The sequence below is a fragment of the Dactylosporangium sp. NPDC005572 genome (assembly GCF_040605515.1).
Classification (GTDB): domain Bacteria; phylum Actinomycetota; class Actinomycetes; order Mycobacteriales; family Micromonosporaceae; genus Dactylosporangium.
Genome location: NZ_JBEXCY010000004.1, coordinates 60,678 through 79,046 on the forward strand (window position 1 = coordinate 60,678; position 18,369 = coordinate 79,046).

Genomic DNA, 18,369 nt, shown 5'->3' on the forward strand with positions numbered 1-18,369 from the left:
CCTAGCCTCCCGCCACCGACGGCAGCACCTGGATCTCGGCGCCGTCCGGCACCGGCGTGGTCAGGCCGCTCAGCCGCCGGCAGTCCTCGCCGTCGACATAAATGTTGACGTATCGCCGCAGGCTGCCCCGCTCGTCACGCAGCCGTCGCTCCAGGCGCGGCCAGCGGGTGGCGATCTCGTCCAACACGGCACCGAGCGTAACCCCGCCCGCCGTGTCGAGCGAGAGCCGCCCGGCCCCGCCGGTCTCCCCGCGCAGTGCGCCCGGCACGAGCACCTGGATCACGGGACGGTCACCGCACGGACGCTGAGCACGTCGGGGAGGTGCGCCGCCACCGGCCGCCAGGAGTCGCCCTCGTCGGCGCTCGCGTAGACCTCGCCGGACCGCGTGCCGAAATACACACCTGCGGGGTTGGCGTCGTCGGTGCACATGGCATCGCGCAGCACCGCCGGATAGAACGGACCGGCGGGCAGCCCATCGGTGAGGGGCTCCCACGTCGCTCCGGCGTCGCCGCTGCGATACACCCGGCAGCGCTCCCCCGCCGGGAACCGCATCCCGTCGGCCGTCAGCGGGAACGTGTAGACGACGCCGGGCCGGTGCGGGTGCACGACGATCGGGAAGCCGAAGTCGGCGGGCAGGCCCTCGGCGATCGACGTCCACTGGGCGCCGCCGTCGTCGGAGCGATACACCCCGTGATGGTTCTGCGCGAACAGCTGGTCGGGCCGGGCGGGGTGCCGGGCGACCTTGTGCACGCACTGCCCGAACTCCGGCCACGGGTCGGGGAAGAAATAGGCCTTGATGCCCCGGTTGGCGGGCGTCCAGGTGGTCCCGCCGTCGTCGGTGCGATAGACCCCGCCCGTCGACATGGCCACCAGGACCCGCTGCGGATCGGTCGGGTGCGGCAGGACGGTGTGGATCGCCTGGCCGCCGAAGCCGGCGCCCCACTCCGGCCGGTGCGGGTGGTCCCACAGGCCGCGGACCAGGCTGAACGTCGATCCGCCGTCGTCGGAGACGAAGAGCGCGGAGGGCTGCACGCCGGCCCACAGCCGCGGGCCCGGGACGAGCTGCCAGACCCGCTCCAGCGCCACGCCGGCGTCCTCCGGGAAGGCGATGGGCGCGTGGTCCGGCTCCTGCCAGGTCGCGCCGAGGTCATCGCTGGTGACCACGCTGGGTCCGAAGTGCGAGCTCGTCACGCTCGCGAACAGCCGGTCGCGCGTGGCCGCGACGGCATAGACCGCATTCATGGCGTGGAGCGGTCCGGACAGCTGCCAGCTCGTGCGGTCGTCATCACTGCGGGCCAGGAACAGGCCCTTCGCTGTGCCGATCATCACAAGTGTGCTCACGGCGCCAGTATGCCCTCACCCACCGACAAAAAGCTGTTCCACGAAAGGTGGGAGGATGGCGGGGTGAGCACCAAGGCCAAGGTCAAGTTCCGGCGCAGCGCCGCCATCGCCGTCGCCGCCGGCATCGCCGTGATCGGCGCCGTGCCGCTGCTCGCCGAGAGTGTCTGGTTCCTCCCGATCCTGTTCGTGCCGCTGGCCGTGACCGTCTGGGCCTGGCGGGCCGGCACCGACGTCGACGAGGACGGCTTCACCGTGCGCGCGCTGCTCGCCAGCCGCCGCGTCCCGTGGGCCGTCGTCGACGGGCTGATCGCGCAGGGCGACACCGTCCAGGCGCGGCTGGCCAACGGCCACCTGGTCACGCTCGACGCCGTCCGCGCCGCCGACCTGCCCCGTGTGGTCGAGGCCGGCGGCAAGGAGCTGGAGAAGGCTCAGTAGCCGTCGGTGACGATGTTGTCGAGCGGAGCGCCGCTCACGAGACGCCGCAGCTGCTCGCCGGCCAGCCCGTAGGCCCGCCGGTGCAGGCCCGGCACCGAGCCGGCGACGTGTGGCGTGATCAGGACGTTCGGCAGCCGCCACAACGCGTGGTCGGCCGGCAGCGGCTCGGGGTCGGTGACGTCGGCGGCGAAGCCGATCCGCCCGGTCATCGCCTCCTCGGTGACGGCCGCGGTGTCCACGACCGGCCCGCGCGCGGCGTTGACCAGGAGCGCGCCGTCGCCGAGGTACTGCAGAAACCCCTTGTCGACGAGTCCGGTCGTCTCGGTGGTGAGCGGGACCAGCAGCACGACGACGTCAGCCGCAGGCAGCAGGGCCGGCAGCTCGTCGACCCCGTGCACCCCGGGCCGCGCCCGCCGCGCCACCCGCGTGACCGACACCTCGAACGGCAGCAACCGCGCCTCCAACGCCCGGCCGATCGAGCCGGAGCCGACGATGAGGATGCGCTTGCCGGCGAGTTCGGGGGTTTGCCGGTACCCCCAGTGGCCGCGCTCCTGCGCCCGGACGAACTCCGGGAAGCACCGTAAATAGGACAGGATCGCGGCGACCACCCACTCCGCGGTCGGCGAGTCGTGCACGCCCCGCGCGTCGCACAGCGTCACGCGCTGCGGCAGGCGGCCGGCCCAGGCATCGGCGCCGGCCGTCATGAGCTGCACGACCCGAAGCGCCGGCATCCGCTCGACCAGGGCCACCACGTCCGGCTTGGCCAGGAACGGCGGGACCCAGAAGACCAGGTCGGCGGGGTCCGACGGCAGCTCGCCCGGCGCCGGCATGACCTCGACGACGGAGTCCTCGGGCAGCGGGCCGAGCAGATCGCGCCCGGTCTCGTGGGGAATCCACACCTTCATAAGTTGATGATGAGGACTGGAACGCGCAGTACGCCAGGCGGCTCGTCACGTTGTGACTGAAGCTAGTCTTGGGCGGGTGAGCGCCCGGACCCACCGACACCTTGGCCGCGGCCTGCTGGCCGCCTGCACGGCGGCGGCGGTCCTGGCCCTCGCTGCCTGCTCGTTCGGCCCTCCCCCGCCCGATGAGCTGGGCTCGCCGCCCAAGCTCTCGCCGTACCCCTCCGTCTCCGCCTCCAACAGTGACGAGGGCGGTGGCCAGGCCGAGGTCGCCACGACCGTCCTGGCGAAGGGGCTGTCGGTGCCGTGGGGCATCGCGTTCCTGCCAGACGGTTCCGCACTCGTCACCGAGCGTGACACCAAGCGGCTCCTCAAGGTCGGCAAGGAGCAGACCTCCGATGGGCTGCAGGTCGCCGAGCTGCAGAAGGTCGACGAGGCCGTGCCGGGCGGCGAGGGCGGGCTCATGGGCATCGCCGTATCGCCGCAGTACGAGACCGACAAGACGGTGTTCGTCTACTACACCGCCAAGGACGACAACCGGGTCGCCAAGCTCGTGCTCGGCCAGCCGCCGCAGCCGATCCTGACCGGCATCCCGAAGTCCGGGATCCACAACGGCGGTCAGATCCACTTCGGCCCCGACGGGTTCCTCTACGTGGCCACCGGCGACGCGGCCAAGCCGGAGAACGCGCAGGACCTCACCAGCCTCGGCGGCAAGATCCTGCGCATCCAGGCCGACGGCAAGCCGGCGCCCGGTAACCCGTTCGGAACCGCGGTGTACAGCTACGGACATCGCAACGTGCAAGGCTTCGCCTGGGACGACAACCAGCGGCTGTACGCCGTGGAGTTCGGCGCCGGCGAATGGGACGAGCTCAACGTGGTCGAACCGGGCAAGAACTACGGCTGGCCGGCGATCGAGGGCAAGGGCACGGATCCGAAGTACACCAACCCGATCCAGGTCTGGAAGACCTCCGAGGCGTCGTGTTCCGGCCTGGCCTTCACCAATGGCTTTCTGGTGACCTCATGTCTGAAGGGTGAGCGGTTGTACGTCATGCAGGTCACGCAGGCGGGCGGGCTCTTCGGCGCCCCGGTGGCCCTGTTGAAGGGCACGCACGGCCGGCTGCGCGCGGCCGCCCTCTCGCCCGACGGCAGCGTCTGGGTCTCGACGTCCAACAAGGACGGTCGCGGCACCCCGAAGGCCGACGACGACAAGATCCTGCGCATCGTGATCAGCAACGTCGGTGAGGCCGGCAAGAGTTGACGTCACCGTTCCGCCGGCGGGCCGCCGTCGCGGCCACCCGGGTCCGCCGCCGGGCGATCGTCATGGCCGCCGGGCGGCGGCACCATCCACCGCTGCCCCGGTTCGCCCGGACCCGGCGGGTCCTGCACGGCGTGCTGGTCCTCGTCGTGGCCGTGATCGGCATGTTCATCGGCGTCACGCTGGGCGGCACCACCACCCAGGACATCGGCCCGTTCCGGGCGCAGCTGTCGCTGGTCCCGTCGTGGTCCGGCGACACGTCCGTCGAGATCCCGCCGCTCGGCTCGCTGGAGCTCGACAGCCACGACGGCCCGGCCCACCTGCGCATCCGGCTGGAGTCGCTCGACGAGGCGCGCACCCGGGCGGTCGTCGCCGAGGGCGGCAACCTTGAGCAGGTCAGCCACGACGCGGTCGACCAGCTCAACCTCGGCGTGCGCCGCCTCGCCCTGCAGACCGCCGGCTCCGGCATCCTCGGCGCGATGCTGCTGGTCGGCCTGGTGTTCCGGGCCCGGCGCGAGACCGCCGTGGCCGGCTTCGTGGTGATCGCGGTGCTCGCCTCGACCGGCGCCGCGACCGCGTACACGTTCAAGCCGGCCGCGATCCAGGAGCCGACCTACCGCGGCCTGCTCGTCAACGCACCCGCGATCATCGGTGACGCGCGGCGGATCACCGACCGCTACGAGGAGTACCGCGCGCAGCTGCAGAAGCTCGTGCTCAACGTCAGCAAGCTCTACGGCACGATCTCCGCCCTGCCGGTCTACGAGCCGAACACCAGCACGACGAAGGTCCTGCACATCTCCGACCTGCACCTCAACCCGGCGGCGTGGGGCGTGATCCGGTCGGTGGCCGACCAGTTCGCCGTCGACATGATCGTCGACACCGGCGACATCAACGACTGGGGCAGCGAGCCCGAGGCCTCTTACGTGAACGAGATCAGCCGCCTCAAGATCCCGTACATCTACGTCCGCGGCAACCACGACTCGACGATCACCGCGGCCGCCGTGGGCCGCCAGCCGAACGCGATCGTCCTCGACGACTCGATCAAGACGGTCGACGGCCTGACCTTCGCGGGCATCGGCGATCCGCGGTTCACCCCCGACAAGTCCACCGACGCGACGAACGAGGAGCAGCACCAGCAGGTCGTCACCTCGGGCGAGCTGCTGGCCGAGAAGATCCGCTCCAGCGGCAAGCCCGTCGACGTGGCGCTCGTCCACGACCCCGTGGCCGCCCAGCCCCTGGCCGGCACGGTGCCGCTGGTCCTGGCCGGGCACCGGCACCAGCGCTCGATCACCCGCCTGGACCCGTACGGCCCCGTCGCCGCCCCGATCGTCCTCCCCTCGGAGCCGCCGTCGGAGTCACCGTCGGAGTCACCGTCCGGTTCGCCGTCCGCGTCGGTGTCGGTCTCGCCGCAGCCTCCGCTGCAGGAGCGCACGCTGCTGATGGTCGAGGGCTCGACGGGTGGCGCCGGCCTGCGCGGATTGGAGAGCGAGAAGCCTTTGCCGTTGGCGCTTTCCATCTTGTACTTCGACAAGGACCGCAAGCTGACCGCGTACGACGACATTCAGATCGGCGGCACGGGCCTGACCGAGGTGGCGCTCCAGCGCAGGATCGTTCCCAAGGACACCAAGGCGGCCGCGACTCCGTCGCCGTCGCTGCACTCACCGTCGCCGTCCCTGACAGCCTCGCCGTCACCGTCACTGTCACCTTCTCCTTCCTGAGGCGGGCGGCGCCCATGATCAAGGGAAGAATCTGGCTGTCATAGCGACCAGAAGTTTCCCTTGATCATGGCCGGCGCGGGGTTTGCCGCTCGACGGACCGCGGCCCGCTTGTGTCGCTTCACCCTGTCGCCTCCGCTCCGCCCACCACGTCGGTCGGTCGACCGACCAAACTTACGGCGAGAGTTCGGTCGATCGACCGACCGAACTGGCCGCCAGAAGCGTTCGGTCAGTCGACCGACCAAAACCGCGCAAGCAGGTTCGGTCGACCGACCGACCGAAACCGCGCAAGCAAATTCGTTCAGTCGACCGACCAACATCGCGCAGAAAGCCCAGGAAGGGCTCGGTCCGTCGACCGACCAACGGCACGCAGGCGACTTCGGTCGGTCGACCGACCAACGCCGCGCACGAAGCCCACGAAGGGCTCGGTCCGTCGACCGACCAACGGCACGCAGGAGATTCGGTCGGTCGACCGACCAACGCCGCGCGCGAAGCCCACGAAGGGCTCGGTCCGTCGACCGACCAACGGCACGCAGGAGATTCGGTCGGTCGACCGACCAACGCCGCGCGCGAAGCCCACGAAGGGCTCGGTCCGTCGACCGACCAACGGCACGCAGGCGACTTCGGTCGACCGACCAACATCGCGCAGAAAGCCCACGAAGGGCTCGGTCCGTCGACCGACCAACGGCGCGTAGGAGATTCGGTCGGTCGATCGACCAACGCCGCGCAGGAAACTCAGGACGATTCGGTCGGTCGGCCGACGCAAAGGGGCGGCGCCCCCGTTCGGGCGCCGCCCCCCTCGCAAGGCAATCAGCGAGTCAGGACGTCAGGCGGGCGATGATCAGCTCGCGCACGGTCTTCGCGTCGGCCTTGCCGCCCGTGGACTTCATCACCGCGCCCACCAGGGCGCCGGCCGCGGCCACCTTGCCGTCGCGGACCTTCGCGGCGATGTCCGGGTTCGCGGCGATCGCCTCGTCGACGGCTGCCGTCAGGGCGCCCTCGTCGGACACGACCTCCAGGCCGCGGGCCGCGACGATCTCCGTCGGGGTGCCCTCGCCGGCGATGACGGCCTCCAGGACCTGGCGGGCCAGCTTGTCGTTGATCTTTCCCGAGTCGACCAGGCCCTGGAGCTCGGCGACGGCCGCCGGCGTCACGCCCAGCGACTCCAGCTCGGTCTCCGTCTCGTTGGCCTTGCGGGCCAGCTCGCCGAGCCACCACTTGCGGGCTGCGGCGGGCGTGGCGCCGGCGGTGACCGTGGCCGAGATGAGCTCGACGGCGCCCGCGTTGACCACCGACTGCATGTCGAGGTCGGAGAAGCCCCACTCGGCCTGCTGACGGGCCCGCCGGACCCGCGGCAGCTCCGGCAGCTCCGAACGAAGCGACTCAACCCACTCAGCGGACGGGGCGAGGGGGACCAGGTCGGGCTCCGGGAAGTACCGGTAGTCGGTCGCGGTCTCCTTGCTGCGGCCCGAGGTCGTCTCGCCGGTGTCCTCGTGGAAGTGCCGGGTCTCCTGGGTGATCGTGCCGCCGGACTCCAGGACGCCGGACTGGCGGATGATCTCGGAGCGGACGGCGCGCTCGACGCTGCGGAGCGAGTTGACGTTCTTGGTCTCGGTGCGGGTGCCCCAGTCGGCGCCGGGGCGGTTCAGCGAGGTGTTCACGTCGCAGCGCAGGGAGCCCTGCTCCATGCGGACGTCGGAGACGCCGAGGGAGCGGATGACGTCGCGCAGTTCGGTGACGTAGGCGCGGGCGACCTCGGGGGCGCGCGCGCCCGTGCCGGGGACCGGCTTGGTGACGATCTCGACGAGCGGGATCCCGGCGCGGTTGTAGTCGACGAGGGACTCGGTGGCGCCGTGGATGCGGCCGGTCGCGCCGCCGACGTGCAGCGTCTTGCCGGTGTCCTCCTCCAGGTGCACCCGCTCGATGCCGATGCGCACCGGTGAGCCTTCCACGTCGATGTCGAGGTACCCGTCAATGCACAGGGGCTCGTCGTACTGGCTGATCTGGAAGTTCTTCGGCATGTCCGGGTAGAAGTAGTTCTTCCGCGCGAACCGTCCCCACGGCGCGATCGAGCAGTTGAGGGCCAGGCCGATGCGGATCGTCGCCTCGATCGCGGCGCGGTTGGCGACCGGCAGCGCGCCGGGCAGGCCGAGGCAGACCGGGCAGACCTGCGTGTTGGGCTCGGCGCCGAACGCGGTCGGGCAGCCGCAGAACATCTTGGTGTTGGTGCCCAGCTCGACGTGGGTCTCCAGGCCGATGACCGGCTCGAACCGGGCCACCGCCTCCTCGTACGACAGCTGCGTCACGGTGCTCATTGTCTTCGCCTGCTTTCAGCCTTGGTGTATCCACGCACGGCATTGGGTATCACTTGGCAACCTGGAGAGGAGCGACAAATGCCTGTGCAGTTTCGGAAGAGCAAGAGGTTCGGCCCGTTCATTTTCCACTTCACGCAGGACGGGTTCTCCTCGTGGAGTTTCAAGCTGGGCCCCTGGTCGTGGAACTCGCGGAGCAAGAAGAACCGCGTCGACCTGCCCGGCCCGTTCTCCTGGCGGCAGGGCAGCCGCGGCTGAGCGACGGTGGGCGGCCGCCTCGAAACGGCCGCCCACGTCCGCTACAGCGCGGGCGGGGTCAACGGCGGGATCGCCGACTCCAGCGCGGCGGCGACGCGGTACATCCGGTCGTCGGCCATCGTCGGGGCCATGATCTGCAGGCCCACCGGCAGCCCCTCCGACAGCCCGGCCGGCACGGAGATCGCCGGCCCGCCGTACAGGTTCGACGGAATCGTGAAGAGGTCCGCCAGGTACATCTGGTACGGATCGGACGTCCGCGACCCCAGCGGGAACGCCACGAAGGGCGTGGTCGGCGCCAGCAGTACATCTGCCGCCTCGAAAGCCGCCTGGAAGTCCCGCGTGATCAGCGTGCGCACCTTCTGGGCCTGGCCGTAGTAGGCGTCGTAGTAGCCCGCGGACAGCGCGTACGTGCCGAGGATGATGCGCCGCTTGACCTCGGGGCCGAAGCCCGCGTCGCGGGTCAGCGACATGACCTCCTCCAGCGAGCGGTGGCCGTCGTCGCCGGTCCGCAGCCCGTACCGCACGCCGTCGAAGCGGGCGAGGTTGGACGAGCACTCGCTCGGCGCGATCAGGTAATACGCCGGCAGCGCGAACCTGAAGCTCGGGCAGGACACCTCGACGACCTCGGCGCCCAGCTTGACCAGCGCGTCGACCGACTCGCGGAACGCGGCGGCGACGCCCGGCTCGGCGCCCTCGCCGGAGAACTCCTGCACCAGGCCGAGCCGCACGCCGCTGAGGTCGCCGGTCGCGCCCAGCCGCGCGGCGCCGACCACGTCCGGCACCGGCTGCGGGATCGACGTCGAGTCGCGCGGGTCGTGGCCGCCGATGACGGCGTGCAGCAGGGCCGCGTCCTCGACGGTGCGGGCGCAGGGCCCCGGGGTGTCGAGCGAGGAGGAGAAGGCGATCAGTCCGTACCGCGAGGTGCCGCCGTACGTCGGCTTCGCGCCCACGGTGCCGGTCACGGCGGCGGGCTGGCGGATCGAGCCACCGGTGTCGGTGCCGATCGCGAGCGGCGCCTCGTAGGCGGCGACGGCCGCGGCCGAGCCACCGCCGGAGCCGCCGGGGATGCGGGTGGTGTCCCACGGGTTGTACGTCGGCCCGTACGCGGAGTACTCGGTCGACGAGCCCATCGCGAACTCGTCCATGTTGGTCTTGCCGAGCATGACCAGGCCGGCCTGGCGCAGCCGGCTGGTGATCGTCGCGTCGTACGGCGGGCGCCAGCCCTCGAGGATCTTCGAGCCGGCCGTGGTCGGCACGCCCTTGGTGGTGATCACGTCCTTGACGCCGATCGGCACGCCGGCCAGCGGCCCGAGCTCGGCGCCCTTGGCCCGCTGGTCGTCGACGGCCTTCGCGGCGGCCAGCGCGCCGTCGCGGTCGACGTGCAGGAACGCGTGGACCTTGCCCTCGACGGCGGCGATCCGGTCGAGGTGCGCGGTGGCGACCTCGACGGCCGACACCTCCTTCGCGGCGAGCTTGCGGCCCAGCTCCGCGGCGGTCAGCTTGGTGACGTCACTCATCGGACTCAGGCCTCCTCGTCCAGGATCCGCGGGACGCGGAAGCGGTCCTCGGCGGTGTCGGGCGCCATGGCCAGCGCGTCCTCGCGCAGCAGGCTCGGCTCGACGACGTCGTCGCGGTACACGTTGGTCAGCGGGACCGAGTGCGACGTCGGCGGCACGTCGACCGCCGCGATCTCGCCCACCTGGGCGACGGCCTGCAGGATCACGTCGAGCTGCCCGGCAAAGGTGTCGAGCTCGTCTTCGGTGACGGCAAGCCGCGCGAGGCGCGCGAGATGCGCCACCTCTTCGCGGGAAATCGTGGCCATCGGCGCGGTACTCCTTAGGTCGTCGGCTTGACGCAGCGTGACATGCGGTCGTCAACCCTACGAGTCTATTTCGTGGCGGTTATGTGTTGTGCACGGCCACGGATTGATTCCGCCGTGTGAGCCAGTCGATCAGCTGCGCGGGTGGCATCGGGCGGGCGAAGTACCACCCCTGGGCGAGGTCACAGCCCGATTCGACGAGCATCCGCCAGGTCGGCTCGTCCTCGACGCCCTCCGCCACGACCCGCAGCCCGAGGGCCCGGGCAAGATCGATCATCGACCGCACGATCGCCGCGTCGTCCGGGTCGGTCGCCACCCCGAGCACGAAGGAGCGGTCGATCTTGACCTCGGCGAGCGGGAGCCTCCGCAGATGCAGCATCGACGAGTAGCCGGTACCGAAGTCGTCCAGCGCGATCGCCACACCCAGCCGCTCCAGGCGGGCCAGCGTGGCCAGCACCCGGCGCGGGTCGGCCATCAGCGCACTCTCGGTGATCTCCAGCTCCAGCCGCGAGGGGTCCACGGCGAACTCCCGCAGGCGCGCCTCGATGCGCTCGGCGATCTCACCCGTGTGCAGGTCGCGCACGCTGACGTTGATCGCCACGCGCACGTCGCCGGCCGCCGCGCCCCAGGCGGCGAGCTGCCCGACGGCCTCGTCGACGATCCGCAGGGTGAGCAGCCGCATGACGGCGCTGTGCTCGGCGACCTTGATGAGCTCCTCGGGGTCGACCGGCCCGCGCTCCGGGTGGTGCCAGCGCAGCAGCGCCTCCAGCCCGACGACGGCGCCGGTCGCCAGCTCGACCTGCGGCTGGTAGTACAGCTCGATCCCGGAGTCCGCGGGCGACTCCAGCGCCCACCGCAGGTCGGCGAGCAGGCTCAGCCGCTCCGGCGAGTTGTGGTCCGACTCGGGCGCGTACACGGCGAGGTTGTCCCCGCGCGCCTTCGCGTCGTACATCGCCACGTCGGCGTGCTGCATCAGCTCCTCGAAGCTCCCGCCGTGCTCCGGGTAGACGGCCACCCCCACCGACCCGCCGACGTCGATCGGCAGCCCGTCGAGGAGCACCGGCTCGGCCAGGGCGGCCATGATCTCCGCCGCTCGCGCCCGTGCCCCCTCGGTGTCCCGAAGATGTGGTACCACGATGGCGAACTCGTCGCCGCCGAGCCGCCCGACGAGGTTGTCCCCGGCCGCCGTGGTGAGCCGCCGCGCCACCTCCACCAGCAGCCGGTCACCCACCCGGTGCCCGAGCGAGTCGTTGACCTGCTTGAACCCATCCAGGTCGAGCAGCAGCAGGGCCAGCCGCCGGTCGGTCGCGCCGCCCTCGGCCCGCTCGGCGTGCTCCTGCAGCCGGGCCGCGACCGCCCGCTCGAGCGCCTCCCGGTTCGCGAGCCCGGTGAGGGGATCGCGCCGGGCGGCCCGCGCCCGCTGCATGGCGAGCCGAGCCATCCGTCGTACGGCGAACAGCGTCACGAGCGCGAGCGGCACGAGCAGGATGTTGACGTGCGCGGCGGCGACCAGCCCGGGCGCCGACAACAGCAGCGCTCCGGTGGACAACGCGTCGGCGGCGAGCGCCCGGCGGAGCCCGGCCCGCCAGTCGCCCCCGAACCGCAGCCAGATCGCGGTGGAGACGAGCAGGTTGTTGAGCAGGAACCAGGCGACCGCCGCGACCACGATCCACGGCACCGCGGAGCGCTGGGCGAACAGCGCGTGGACCTCCATGCCGACCTCGGGCATGAGCGTCGCGTGCAGCACGGCGGTGGCGGCGGCGAACGACAGCAGGTACTGCGCGGCGTTGAACGCGGCCCGCCAGACGGTGTGCCGCAGCCAGACCGCGGCGACGACCACGGCCCCGAGCTGGACGAGCACCGCGAGCGTGAACCCGAACTGGAGCAGGATCGCGAAGGTGAAGCAGACCGAGGGGAACGCGAGGAAGGAGTCCTCCCCCCGCGACCCCTGCGCGAACCAGGGCGTGTCGGCCGCGAGCGTGAGCACGGCGAACAACCAGAACGCGGTGGGCAGCCGCTCCGGCACCCCGCCGGCGTACAGGCTGACCACAAGAATCCCGAGCGCGCCGACCACGACGAAGGCGACGTACGCAAAGAACCGCCGGGCGTGCCGCGGAGGCGCGGTGTTCCGCAGCGCGCTCTGCTCCATTTGTCGCGTTCCCCCCATCTGCCCTGATTGGCTTTCCGGCACGCTCTGCGAGCCTGCACCCACGGACGGACGATGCGCGGGAAGGATGCGGAATCGATGCACAAGTCGCCCATGATTCAACCGACCGGGCGATGCCACAGTGGACAGATCGGCTTGAATACCCTTGTACGGTAACCGTTTCCGGACACAGCGTCACGGATTTGAATAGACCCAGATCACTCTTTGGAACGATTCCATGATCGCGAAAACGCCTGGTCGCCAAGCCACTCCGGACCCGCCAGGCATCCGTGGCTCATGATCGAGGGAAACATCTGGTAGCTATCGAAGCCAAAAGTCTCCGTCGATCAAGAAAACCCGCCGACAGCCGCGCCGGACCCGACGCCGAACCGGACTAATCAGAACAATTCGCCACAGCGGGAAATGAATGCAGCCGCGCAGGAGACAAGCGGGGCATGAGATGGCCGCGCGGGAGACGAGCCCCCGGGAGGACCACAGCACAGGGCAGGACCACGTGGGGCAAGCCGCCTCGTCAGGCCCCCGGCGGACCGGGCAAGGCAGCGTGTGACGCATCGGCCCGACCAGTGGCAGAAGCTCGCCCGGATTGACGCGAGCCACGGAGGCCCCCGTTCGCAATCCGCCGTGCTCGTCGCGGGGCGGCGGCGGGCTGGGCCGGCGCCCGGGCCGCGAACGGGTCCCGGCCACCAGCCCCGCCTGCCACGGCGTCGCGGGGTTCGTCGCGGGGTTACTCGTCCGGGGTTACCTGGGCGGCGGCTCGGGCCGCTTCCGGGCCCTCGTGCAGGAGGAGGTCGAAGGCGGCCTCGTCGAGGATCGGGACCTTGAGCGTCGCGGCCTTGTCGGCCTTGGAGCCCGGGGACTCGCCCACCACCACGAAGTGGGTCTTCTTCGAGACGGAGCCGGTCACCTTGCCGCCGCGGGAGGTCACGGCCTCCGTGGCCTCGTCGCGGGAGTACTTCTCCAGGGAGCCCGTCACGACCACCGTGATGCCGTCCAGCAGGCGGGGGCCCGTCTCGGTGCGCTCCTCGACCATCCGGACGCCCGCGGCGGTCCAGCGGTCGACCCACTCGCGGTGCCAGTCGACCGTGAACCAGTCGTGGACGGCCTTGGCGATCGTCGGGCCCACGCCCTCGACCGAGACCAGCTCCTCGGTGGTCGCGTTGGCGATGGCCTCCATGGAGCCCAGCGAGTTGGCCAGCGCGACCGCGGCGGTCGGGCCGACGTGGCGGATCGACAGGGCGATCAGGACGCGGGCCAGCGGGCGCTGCTTGACCTCCTCCAGGTTGAGTAGGAGCAGCTGGGCGTTGCTGCTCAGGGAGCCGTCCTGGTTGACGAAGAACGGGGACTGGCGCAGGCGGTCGGCCGTGACGTCGAACAGCTCGCTCTCGTTGACGATCACGCCGTCGAGGAGGGCGGCGGCGGACTTCCAGCCGAGGGCCTCGATGTCGAGCGCGTTGCGGTGGGCCAGGCCGAACAGGCGCTCGCGCAGCTGGCCCGGGCAGTAACGCGCGTTGGGGCAGCGGATGTCGACGTCGCTCTCCTTCTCCGGGGCGAGCAGCGTCTTGCAGGACGGGCAGTGGGTGGGCATCACGAACGCGCGCTCGGTGCCGTCGCGGCGGTCGGCGACCGGGCCGAGCACCTCGGGGATCACCTCGCCGGCGCGGCGGATGACGACCGTGTCGCCGATGAGGACGCCCTTGCGCACGACCTCCTGCGCGTTGTGCAGGGTCGCCTGGGCCACGGTCACGCCGCCGACGAACACCGGCTCCATGACGGCGAACGGGGTCACGCGGCCGGTGCGGCCGACGTTGACCTCGATGTCGAGGAGCCTTGTCATGGCCTCCTCGGGCGGATACTTGAACGCGATCGCCCAGCGGGGCGCCTTGCTGGTGGAGCCGAGGCGACGCTGGATCGACATCTGGTCGATCTTCACGACCACGCCGTCGATCTCGTGCTCGATCTTGTGGCGCTTCTCGCCATACTCCGCGATGTAGGACCGGACGCCCTTGAGGTCGTCGAACACCTTCCAGCGCTCCGAGGTCGGCAGGCCCCAGGCGTGCATCAGCTCGTAGGCCTCGGACTGGGTCGCCGGGTTGAACCCCTCGCGGGCGCCGAACCCGTGCACCAGCATGCGCATCGGCCGCGACGCGGTGATGCGCGGGTCCTTCTGGCGGAGGCTGCCGCTGGCCGCGTTGCGCGGGTTGGCGAACGGCCGCTCCCCCGCCGCGACCTGGGCCGCGTTGACCTCCTCGAAGCCGGCGAGCGTGAAGAACACCTCGCCGCGGACCTCCAGCAGCGCGGGCACGTCGTCGCCCGCGAGCCGCTCCGGGATGTCGCGGATCGTGCGCGCGTTGAGCGTGATGTCCTCGCCGGTGCGCCCGTCGCCGCGGGTCGCGGCCCGGACCAGCCGGCCGTCGCGATAGGTGAGGTTGACCGCCAGGCCGTCGATCTTCAGCTCGCACAGATACTTCGGCTGGGAGCCGGCGTCGCGCTCGACCCGCTCGACCCACGCGTTGAGCTCGTCGTCGTCGAGCGCGTTGTCCAGGCTGAGCATCCGCTCGGCGTGCGTGACGGCGGCGAAGTCGGTCGAGAACGTGCCACCGACGCGCTGGCTCGGCGAGTCGGGCGTGAGCAGCGCCGGGAACTCGGCCTCGATCGCCTCCAGCTCGCGCATGAGCCGGTCATAGATCGAGTCGTCGACGCTCGGCGACTGGAGGATGTAGTAGCGATACTGATGCTCGTCCAGCTCCCGGGCCAGCTCCGCGTGCCGCTGACGCGCTTCGGGGGTCGGCTCGGCCTCGAGTTCGCTCATGCCAGCAACCTACCGCCCGGGTACGACAAAAAACTCACTCCTCCGACAGCCGGCGACCGGCGTCACGCAGGGCCTTCAGCACCGGGGGACGGACCATCCCGCACGGCGGCGTGAGCACCACCTGGGAGGCCAGCGAGGCGGCCGGGAAGCCCAGCTTGCGCCAGAGATCCCGCACGGAGGAGGCCATGGCCGCCGACGAGCCGGTCACGCCGGCGAACAGGCCCAGCCCGAGATCCAGGAACTCGCCCAGCTCATCCAGATCGGAGACCAGCGAGAGGTCCAGCGCCACACCAGCGACGCCGGCCGAGGAGAGCAGCGGAAGCGGTACCGAAGGCGCACAACAATGCACCACCACCGGCACACCGGCCGCGGACACAAGGTCGGACAGCACCGACCGGGCCAGGGAGACGTCCACCGAGCGAAGCGTCCCGAACCCGCTCTCGGTGGGCACCCGACCGGCCAGCACAGACGGCAGCGACGGCTCGTCGACCTGCACCAGCACCGAAGCGTGCGGCAGCCGCGCCCGCACCGACGCGACGTGGAGCCGCACCCCCTCGGCCAGCGACGCGGCGAGGTCGCGGGTGGCGCCGGGATCGCGCAGGACCGCGCCCCCGATCGGCAGGCTGATCGACGCGGCGAGCGTCCACGGGCCGGGGACCTGCACCTTGAACAGGCCGGTGTACTCCCCGGCGAGCTCGGTCATCGTGTCCAGGTCGCGGTCGAGGTAGTCGAGGGCGACCCGCAGGTCGTGGCCGGGCCGGGCCGCCAGGCGCCAGCGCGCCGCGTACAGCTCGATCGGCAGCTCGACCAGGAACGCCCCGCCGCGCCCGATCATGTCCGCGCCCGGGCCGCGCTCGGGCAGCTCCGGCAGGTGGGGCAGGTCGGGCAGCTCCCCGAGGACGATCCGCTGCGCCTCGGCGATGTCGGTGCCGGGCATGGACCCGATGCCGGTGGCGGACCCGGCCGGCCAGGGAAAGCTCACGAGGTCTCCGCGATCGTCGCCGAACCGAGCACGATGTCGCCGTCGGGCGACGGCTCGTAGCACACGATCGCCTGCCCGGTGGCGATCCCGCGGGCCGGTCGCGCCAGCGTGGCGACCAGCCGGTCGTCCTCCACCCGCACCGTGGCCGGGATCGTCTCGCCGTGCGCCCGCATCTGCACCTCGCACGACACGGTGGTCGACGGCACCATCCACACCGGACGCTCACCCACCACTGTGGACACGTCGAGCATGGCGACCGGCCCGACCGTGACGGTGTTCGTCAACGGGGTGATGGACAGGACGTACCTGGGGTTGCGGTCCGGCGCCGACACCCGCAGGTCCAGCCCCCGGCGCTGCCCGACGGTGTAGGCGTAGGCGCCGGAGTGCTGCCCGATGACGTCCCCGCTCACGGCGTCGACGATGTCACCCGGTGAGGACCCCAGCCGGTCAGACAGGAACCGCCGGGTATCGCCGTCCGAAATAAAGCAAATGTCGTGACTATCCGGTTTGTCGGCGACGGCCAGCCCGCGCGAAGCGGCCTCGCCGCGGACAGCGGCCTTCGTGGACGTGCCGAGCGGGAACACCGCCCGCGAGAGCTGCGCAGCGGAGAGCACGGCCAGCACGTACGACTGGTCCTTGCCCAGGTCCACGCTCCGCCGCAGCAGCCCGTCGGGGCCGAGCCGGGCATGATGCCCGGTCACGACGGCGTCGAAACCGAGCGCCACCGCCCGATCGAGCACGGCCGCAAACTTGATCTTCTCGTTGCACCGCAGGCACGGGTTCGGCGTGCGGCCGGCCGCGTATTCGGCCACGAAGTCGTCCACGACGTCCTCGTGGAACTGCTCCGCCATGTCCCAGACGTAGAACGGGATCCCGATCACGTCCGCGGCTCGGCGCGCGTCCCGGGCGTCCTCCAGCGTGCAGCAGCCGCGGGCGCCCGTACGGTACGTCTGAGGGTTGCGGGCCAGCGCCAGGTGCACGCCGGTCACGTCGTGCCCGGCCGCCGCCGCCCGGGCCGCCGCGACCGCCGAGTCGACCCCGCCGGACATCGCCGCTAGCACTTTCACAGCACAAGCCTACTCAGGCGCCGATCAGCGTGACTTGGCCGTCGCGCGGCGGGCCCGCTCGACCGCCCCGGGCAGCGCGGCGATCAGCGCATCGATGTCCTCGACCGTCGAGGTGTGCCCGAGCGTGAACCGCAGCGACGAGCGGGCCCGGGCGTCGTCGGCCCCCATCGCCAGCAGCACGTGCGATGGCTGCGCGACCCCGGCCGAGCAGGCCGAGCCGGTCGAGCAGGCGATCTCCTGGGCGTCGAGCAGCAGCAGGAGGGCGTCACCCTCGGCACCCGGGAACGAGAAGTGGGCGTTGGCGGGGAGCCGGTTGCCGGTGTCGTCGCCGTTGAGGATCGCGTCCGGCACGGCCTGGCGTACCCGCTCGACGAGCGTGTCGCGCAGCCGCCCGATGCGCTCGGCCGTCTCGCGCTGGGTCTTCACCGCGAGCTCCACCGCAACCGCGAACGCGACGATGCCCGGCACGTCCAGCGTGCCGGAGCGCACGTCGCGCTCCTGGCCGCCGCCGTGGGCCAGCGGCGTGCACTCGACCTCCCGGCCGAGCAGCAGGGCGCCGACCCCGATCGGGCCGCCCAGCTTGTGGCCGCTCACGGTCAGCGCGGCCGCGCCGCTCGCCGCGAAGTCGACCGGCACCTGCCCCACCGCCTGGACGGCGTCGGTGTGGAACGGGACGCCCGCGGCGAGCGAGAGCGCGGCCAGCTCGGCCACCGGCTGGACGGTGCCGACCTCGTTGTTGGCCCACATCACGGTGGCCACCGCGACGTCACCGCCGGCCAGCGCCTCGGCGAGCGACTCGGGCCGCACCCGGCCGGCCGCGTCGACCGGCAGCCAGGTGACGCCGGCGTGCTCGTGCTGCTCCAGCCAGGCGACGGCGTCGAGCACGGCGTGGTGCTCGACCGCGCTGGCGACTACCTTCGTGCGGGTGGCATCGGCGCCGCGGCGTGCCCAGTAGATGCCCTTCACCGCCAGATTGTCGCTTTCGGTGCCACCCCCGGTGAAGATCACCTCGGACGGCCGGGCTGCGAGGGCGGCGGCGATGCGCTCCCGGGACTCCTCCACGTGACGGCGGGCGTGGCGGCCGGGGGCGTGCAGCGACGAGGCGTTGCCGACTTCGCGCGCCGTGGCGACGTAGGCGTCGAGCGCCTCCGGGAGCATCGGCGTGGTGGCGGCATGGTCGAGGTACGACATCGGCCCCAGCCTAACGGCCGGGCGCTCCTTACCACCTCACCGGTGCACGCAGTATGAAAACCTGCGAGGGTGCATCCGCGGGGGTGCCGGGCGCCGAATACCCGATGACGACACCC

Annotated in this window: 15 protein-coding genes; 4 read left to right on the plus strand and 11 right to left on the minus strand. The window is 71.5% G+C overall.

All coding sequences use genetic code 11. The features are described 5' to 3' along the window. Position 1: 1 nt before the first annotated feature. Positions 2-283, minus strand: coding sequence for a ubiquitin-like small modifier protein 1 (locus tag ABZS66_RS03410; RefSeq protein ID WP_354754677.1), 282 nt, complete (start codon positions 281-283; stop codon positions 2-4). Continuing rightward, positions 280-1,341: an exo-alpha-sialidase gene (locus ABZS66_RS03415; protein ID WP_354754679.1), complete on the minus strand. Its 1,062-nt coding sequence runs from the start codon at positions 1,339-1,341 to the stop codon at positions 280-282. The genes ABZS66_RS03410 and ABZS66_RS03415 overlap by 4 nt, the downstream gene beginning before the upstream one ends. Before the next feature lie 63 nt (positions 1,342-1,404). Here ABZS66_RS03415 and ABZS66_RS03420 point away from each other — a divergent pair, with 63 nt between their 5' ends. Then, positions 1,405-1,776, plus strand: a complete 372-nt coding sequence (locus ABZS66_RS03420) for a PH domain-containing protein (protein ID WP_354754681.1) — start codon at positions 1,405-1,407, stop codon at positions 1,774-1,776. On the opposite strand, the gene ABZS66_RS03425 is transcribed toward ABZS66_RS03420, so the two are convergent. Beyond that, positions 1,770-2,681 carry a 2-hydroxyacid dehydrogenase gene (locus ABZS66_RS03425; RefSeq protein WP_354754683.1) on the minus strand — a complete coding sequence of 304 codons (912 nt, stop codon included), beginning with the start codon at positions 2,679-2,681 and terminating at the stop codon, positions 1,770-1,772. The genes ABZS66_RS03420 and ABZS66_RS03425 overlap by 7 nt on opposite strands. A 76-nt stretch (positions 2,682-2,757) precedes the next feature. Between ABZS66_RS03425 and ABZS66_RS03430 the strand changes: the two genes are divergently transcribed. Both ABZS66_RS03430 and ABZS66_RS03435 read left to right on the plus strand, forming a co-directional pair. Beyond that, positions 2,758-3,936, plus strand: coding sequence for a PQQ-dependent sugar dehydrogenase (locus ABZS66_RS03430; protein WP_354754685.1), 1,179 nt, complete (start codon positions 2,758-2,760; stop codon positions 3,934-3,936). After that, a complete protein-coding gene (locus ABZS66_RS03435; RefSeq protein ID WP_354754686.1) occupies positions 3,933-5,651 on the plus strand; it encodes a metallophosphoesterase in 1,719 nt (572 codons plus the stop codon). The genes ABZS66_RS03430 and ABZS66_RS03435 overlap by 4 nt, the downstream gene beginning before the upstream one ends. Before the next feature lie 815 nt (positions 5,652-6,466). Here the strand turns inward: ABZS66_RS03435 and gatB are convergent. Next, positions 6,467-7,963: an Asp-tRNA(Asn)/Glu-tRNA(Gln) amidotransferase subunit GatB gene (gatB, locus tag ABZS66_RS03440; protein WP_354754688.1), complete on the minus strand. Its 1,497-nt coding sequence runs from the start codon at positions 7,961-7,963 to the stop codon at positions 6,467-6,469. Between the two features lie 78 nt (positions 7,964-8,041). On the opposite strand from gatB, the gene ABZS66_RS03445 reads away from it, so the two are divergent. Further along, positions 8,042-8,218: a DUF4236 domain-containing protein gene (locus tag ABZS66_RS03445; RefSeq protein ID WP_354754690.1), complete on the plus strand. Its 177-nt coding sequence runs from the start codon at positions 8,042-8,044 to the stop codon at positions 8,216-8,218. A 41-nt stretch (positions 8,219-8,259) separates the two neighbouring features. Here ABZS66_RS03445 and gatA read toward each other — a convergent pair whose 3' ends face one another. The 7 genes from gatA to ABZS66_RS03480 all read right to left on the minus strand — a co-directional run bounded on the left by gatA (position 8,260) and on the right by ABZS66_RS03480 (position 18,253). Beyond that, complete coding sequence (gene gatA, locus ABZS66_RS03450; RefSeq protein WP_354754692.1) at positions 8,260-9,735, minus strand: Asp-tRNA(Asn)/Glu-tRNA(Gln) amidotransferase subunit GatA; 1,476 nt, start codon at positions 9,733-9,735, stop codon at positions 8,260-8,262. Between the two features lie 5 nt (positions 9,736-9,740). Beyond that, the gene (gene gatC / locus ABZS66_RS03455) at positions 9,741-10,040 is read right to left on the minus strand and encodes an Asp-tRNA(Asn)/Glu-tRNA(Gln) amidotransferase subunit GatC (protein WP_354754693.1); all 300 of its coding nucleotides are present in this window, start codon (positions 10,038-10,040) and stop codon (positions 9,741-9,743) included. 79 nt (positions 10,041-10,119) lie between these two features. Next, the gene (locus ABZS66_RS03460; RefSeq protein ID WP_354754695.1) at positions 10,120-12,186 is read right to left on the minus strand and encodes a bifunctional diguanylate cyclase/phosphodiesterase; all 2,067 of its coding nucleotides are present in this window, start codon (positions 12,184-12,186) and stop codon (positions 10,120-10,122) included. A gap of 742 nt (positions 12,187-12,928) precedes the next feature. Next, positions 12,929-15,013: an NAD-dependent DNA ligase LigA gene (gene ligA / locus ABZS66_RS03465; protein WP_354754697.1), complete on the minus strand. Its 2,085-nt coding sequence runs from the start codon at positions 15,011-15,013 to the stop codon at positions 12,929-12,931. Between the two features lie 34 nt (positions 15,014-15,047). After that, on the minus strand, positions 15,048-15,950 hold the full coding sequence (locus ABZS66_RS03470; RefSeq protein WP_354754847.1) for a methionine synthase: 903 nt from the start codon (positions 15,948-15,950) through the stop codon (positions 15,048-15,050). 41 nt (positions 15,951-15,991) lie between these two features. After that, positions 15,992-17,062 carry a tRNA 2-thiouridine(34) synthase MnmA gene (mnmA, locus tag ABZS66_RS03475; protein ID WP_354754699.1) on the minus strand — a complete coding sequence of 357 codons (1,071 nt, stop codon included), beginning with the start codon at positions 17,060-17,062 and terminating at the stop codon, positions 15,992-15,994. A gap of 24 nt (positions 17,063-17,086) precedes the next feature. Next, positions 17,087-18,253, minus strand: coding sequence for a cysteine desulfurase family protein (locus tag ABZS66_RS03480; protein WP_354754701.1), 1,167 nt, complete (start codon positions 18,251-18,253; stop codon positions 17,087-17,089). Positions 18,254-18,369: the final 116 nt, after the last annotated feature.

Excerpts from the sequence above, each read along its gene's own strand:
- ABZS66_RS03470 (WP_354754847.1), bottom strand. The coding sequence starts at position 15,950 with ATGCCCGGCACCGACATCGCCGAGGCGCAGCGGATCGTCCTCGGGGAG.
- gatB (WP_354754688.1), bottom strand. The coding sequence starts at position 7,963 with ATGAGCACCGTGACGCAGCTGTCGTACGAGGAGGCGGTGGCCCGGTTC.
- ABZS66_RS03425 (WP_354754683.1), bottom strand. The coding sequence starts at position 2,681 with ATGAAGGTGTGGATTCCCCACGAGACCGGGCGCGATCTGCTCGGCCCG.
- ABZS66_RS03445 (WP_354754690.1), top strand. The coding sequence starts at position 8,042 with ATGCCTGTGCAGTTTCGGAAGAGCAAGAGGTTCGGCCCGTTCATTTTC.
- ligA (WP_354754697.1), bottom strand. The coding sequence starts at position 15,013 with ATGAGCGAACTCGAGGCCGAGCCGACCCCCGAAGCGCGTCAGCGGCAC.
- ABZS66_RS03480 (WP_354754701.1), bottom strand. The coding sequence starts at position 18,253 with ATGTCGTACCTCGACCATGCCGCCACCACGCCGATGCTCCCGGAGGCG.
- gatA (WP_354754692.1), bottom strand. The coding sequence starts at position 9,735 with ATGAGTGACGTCACCAAGCTGACCGCCGCGGAGCTGGGCCGCAAGCTC.
- gatC (WP_354754693.1), bottom strand. The coding sequence starts at position 10,040 with ATGGCCACGATTTCCCGCGAAGAGGTGGCGCATCTCGCGCGCCTCGCG.
- ABZS66_RS03460 (WP_354754695.1), bottom strand. The coding sequence starts at position 12,186 with ATGGAGCAGAGCGCGCTGCGGAACACCGCGCCTCCGCGGCACGCCCGG.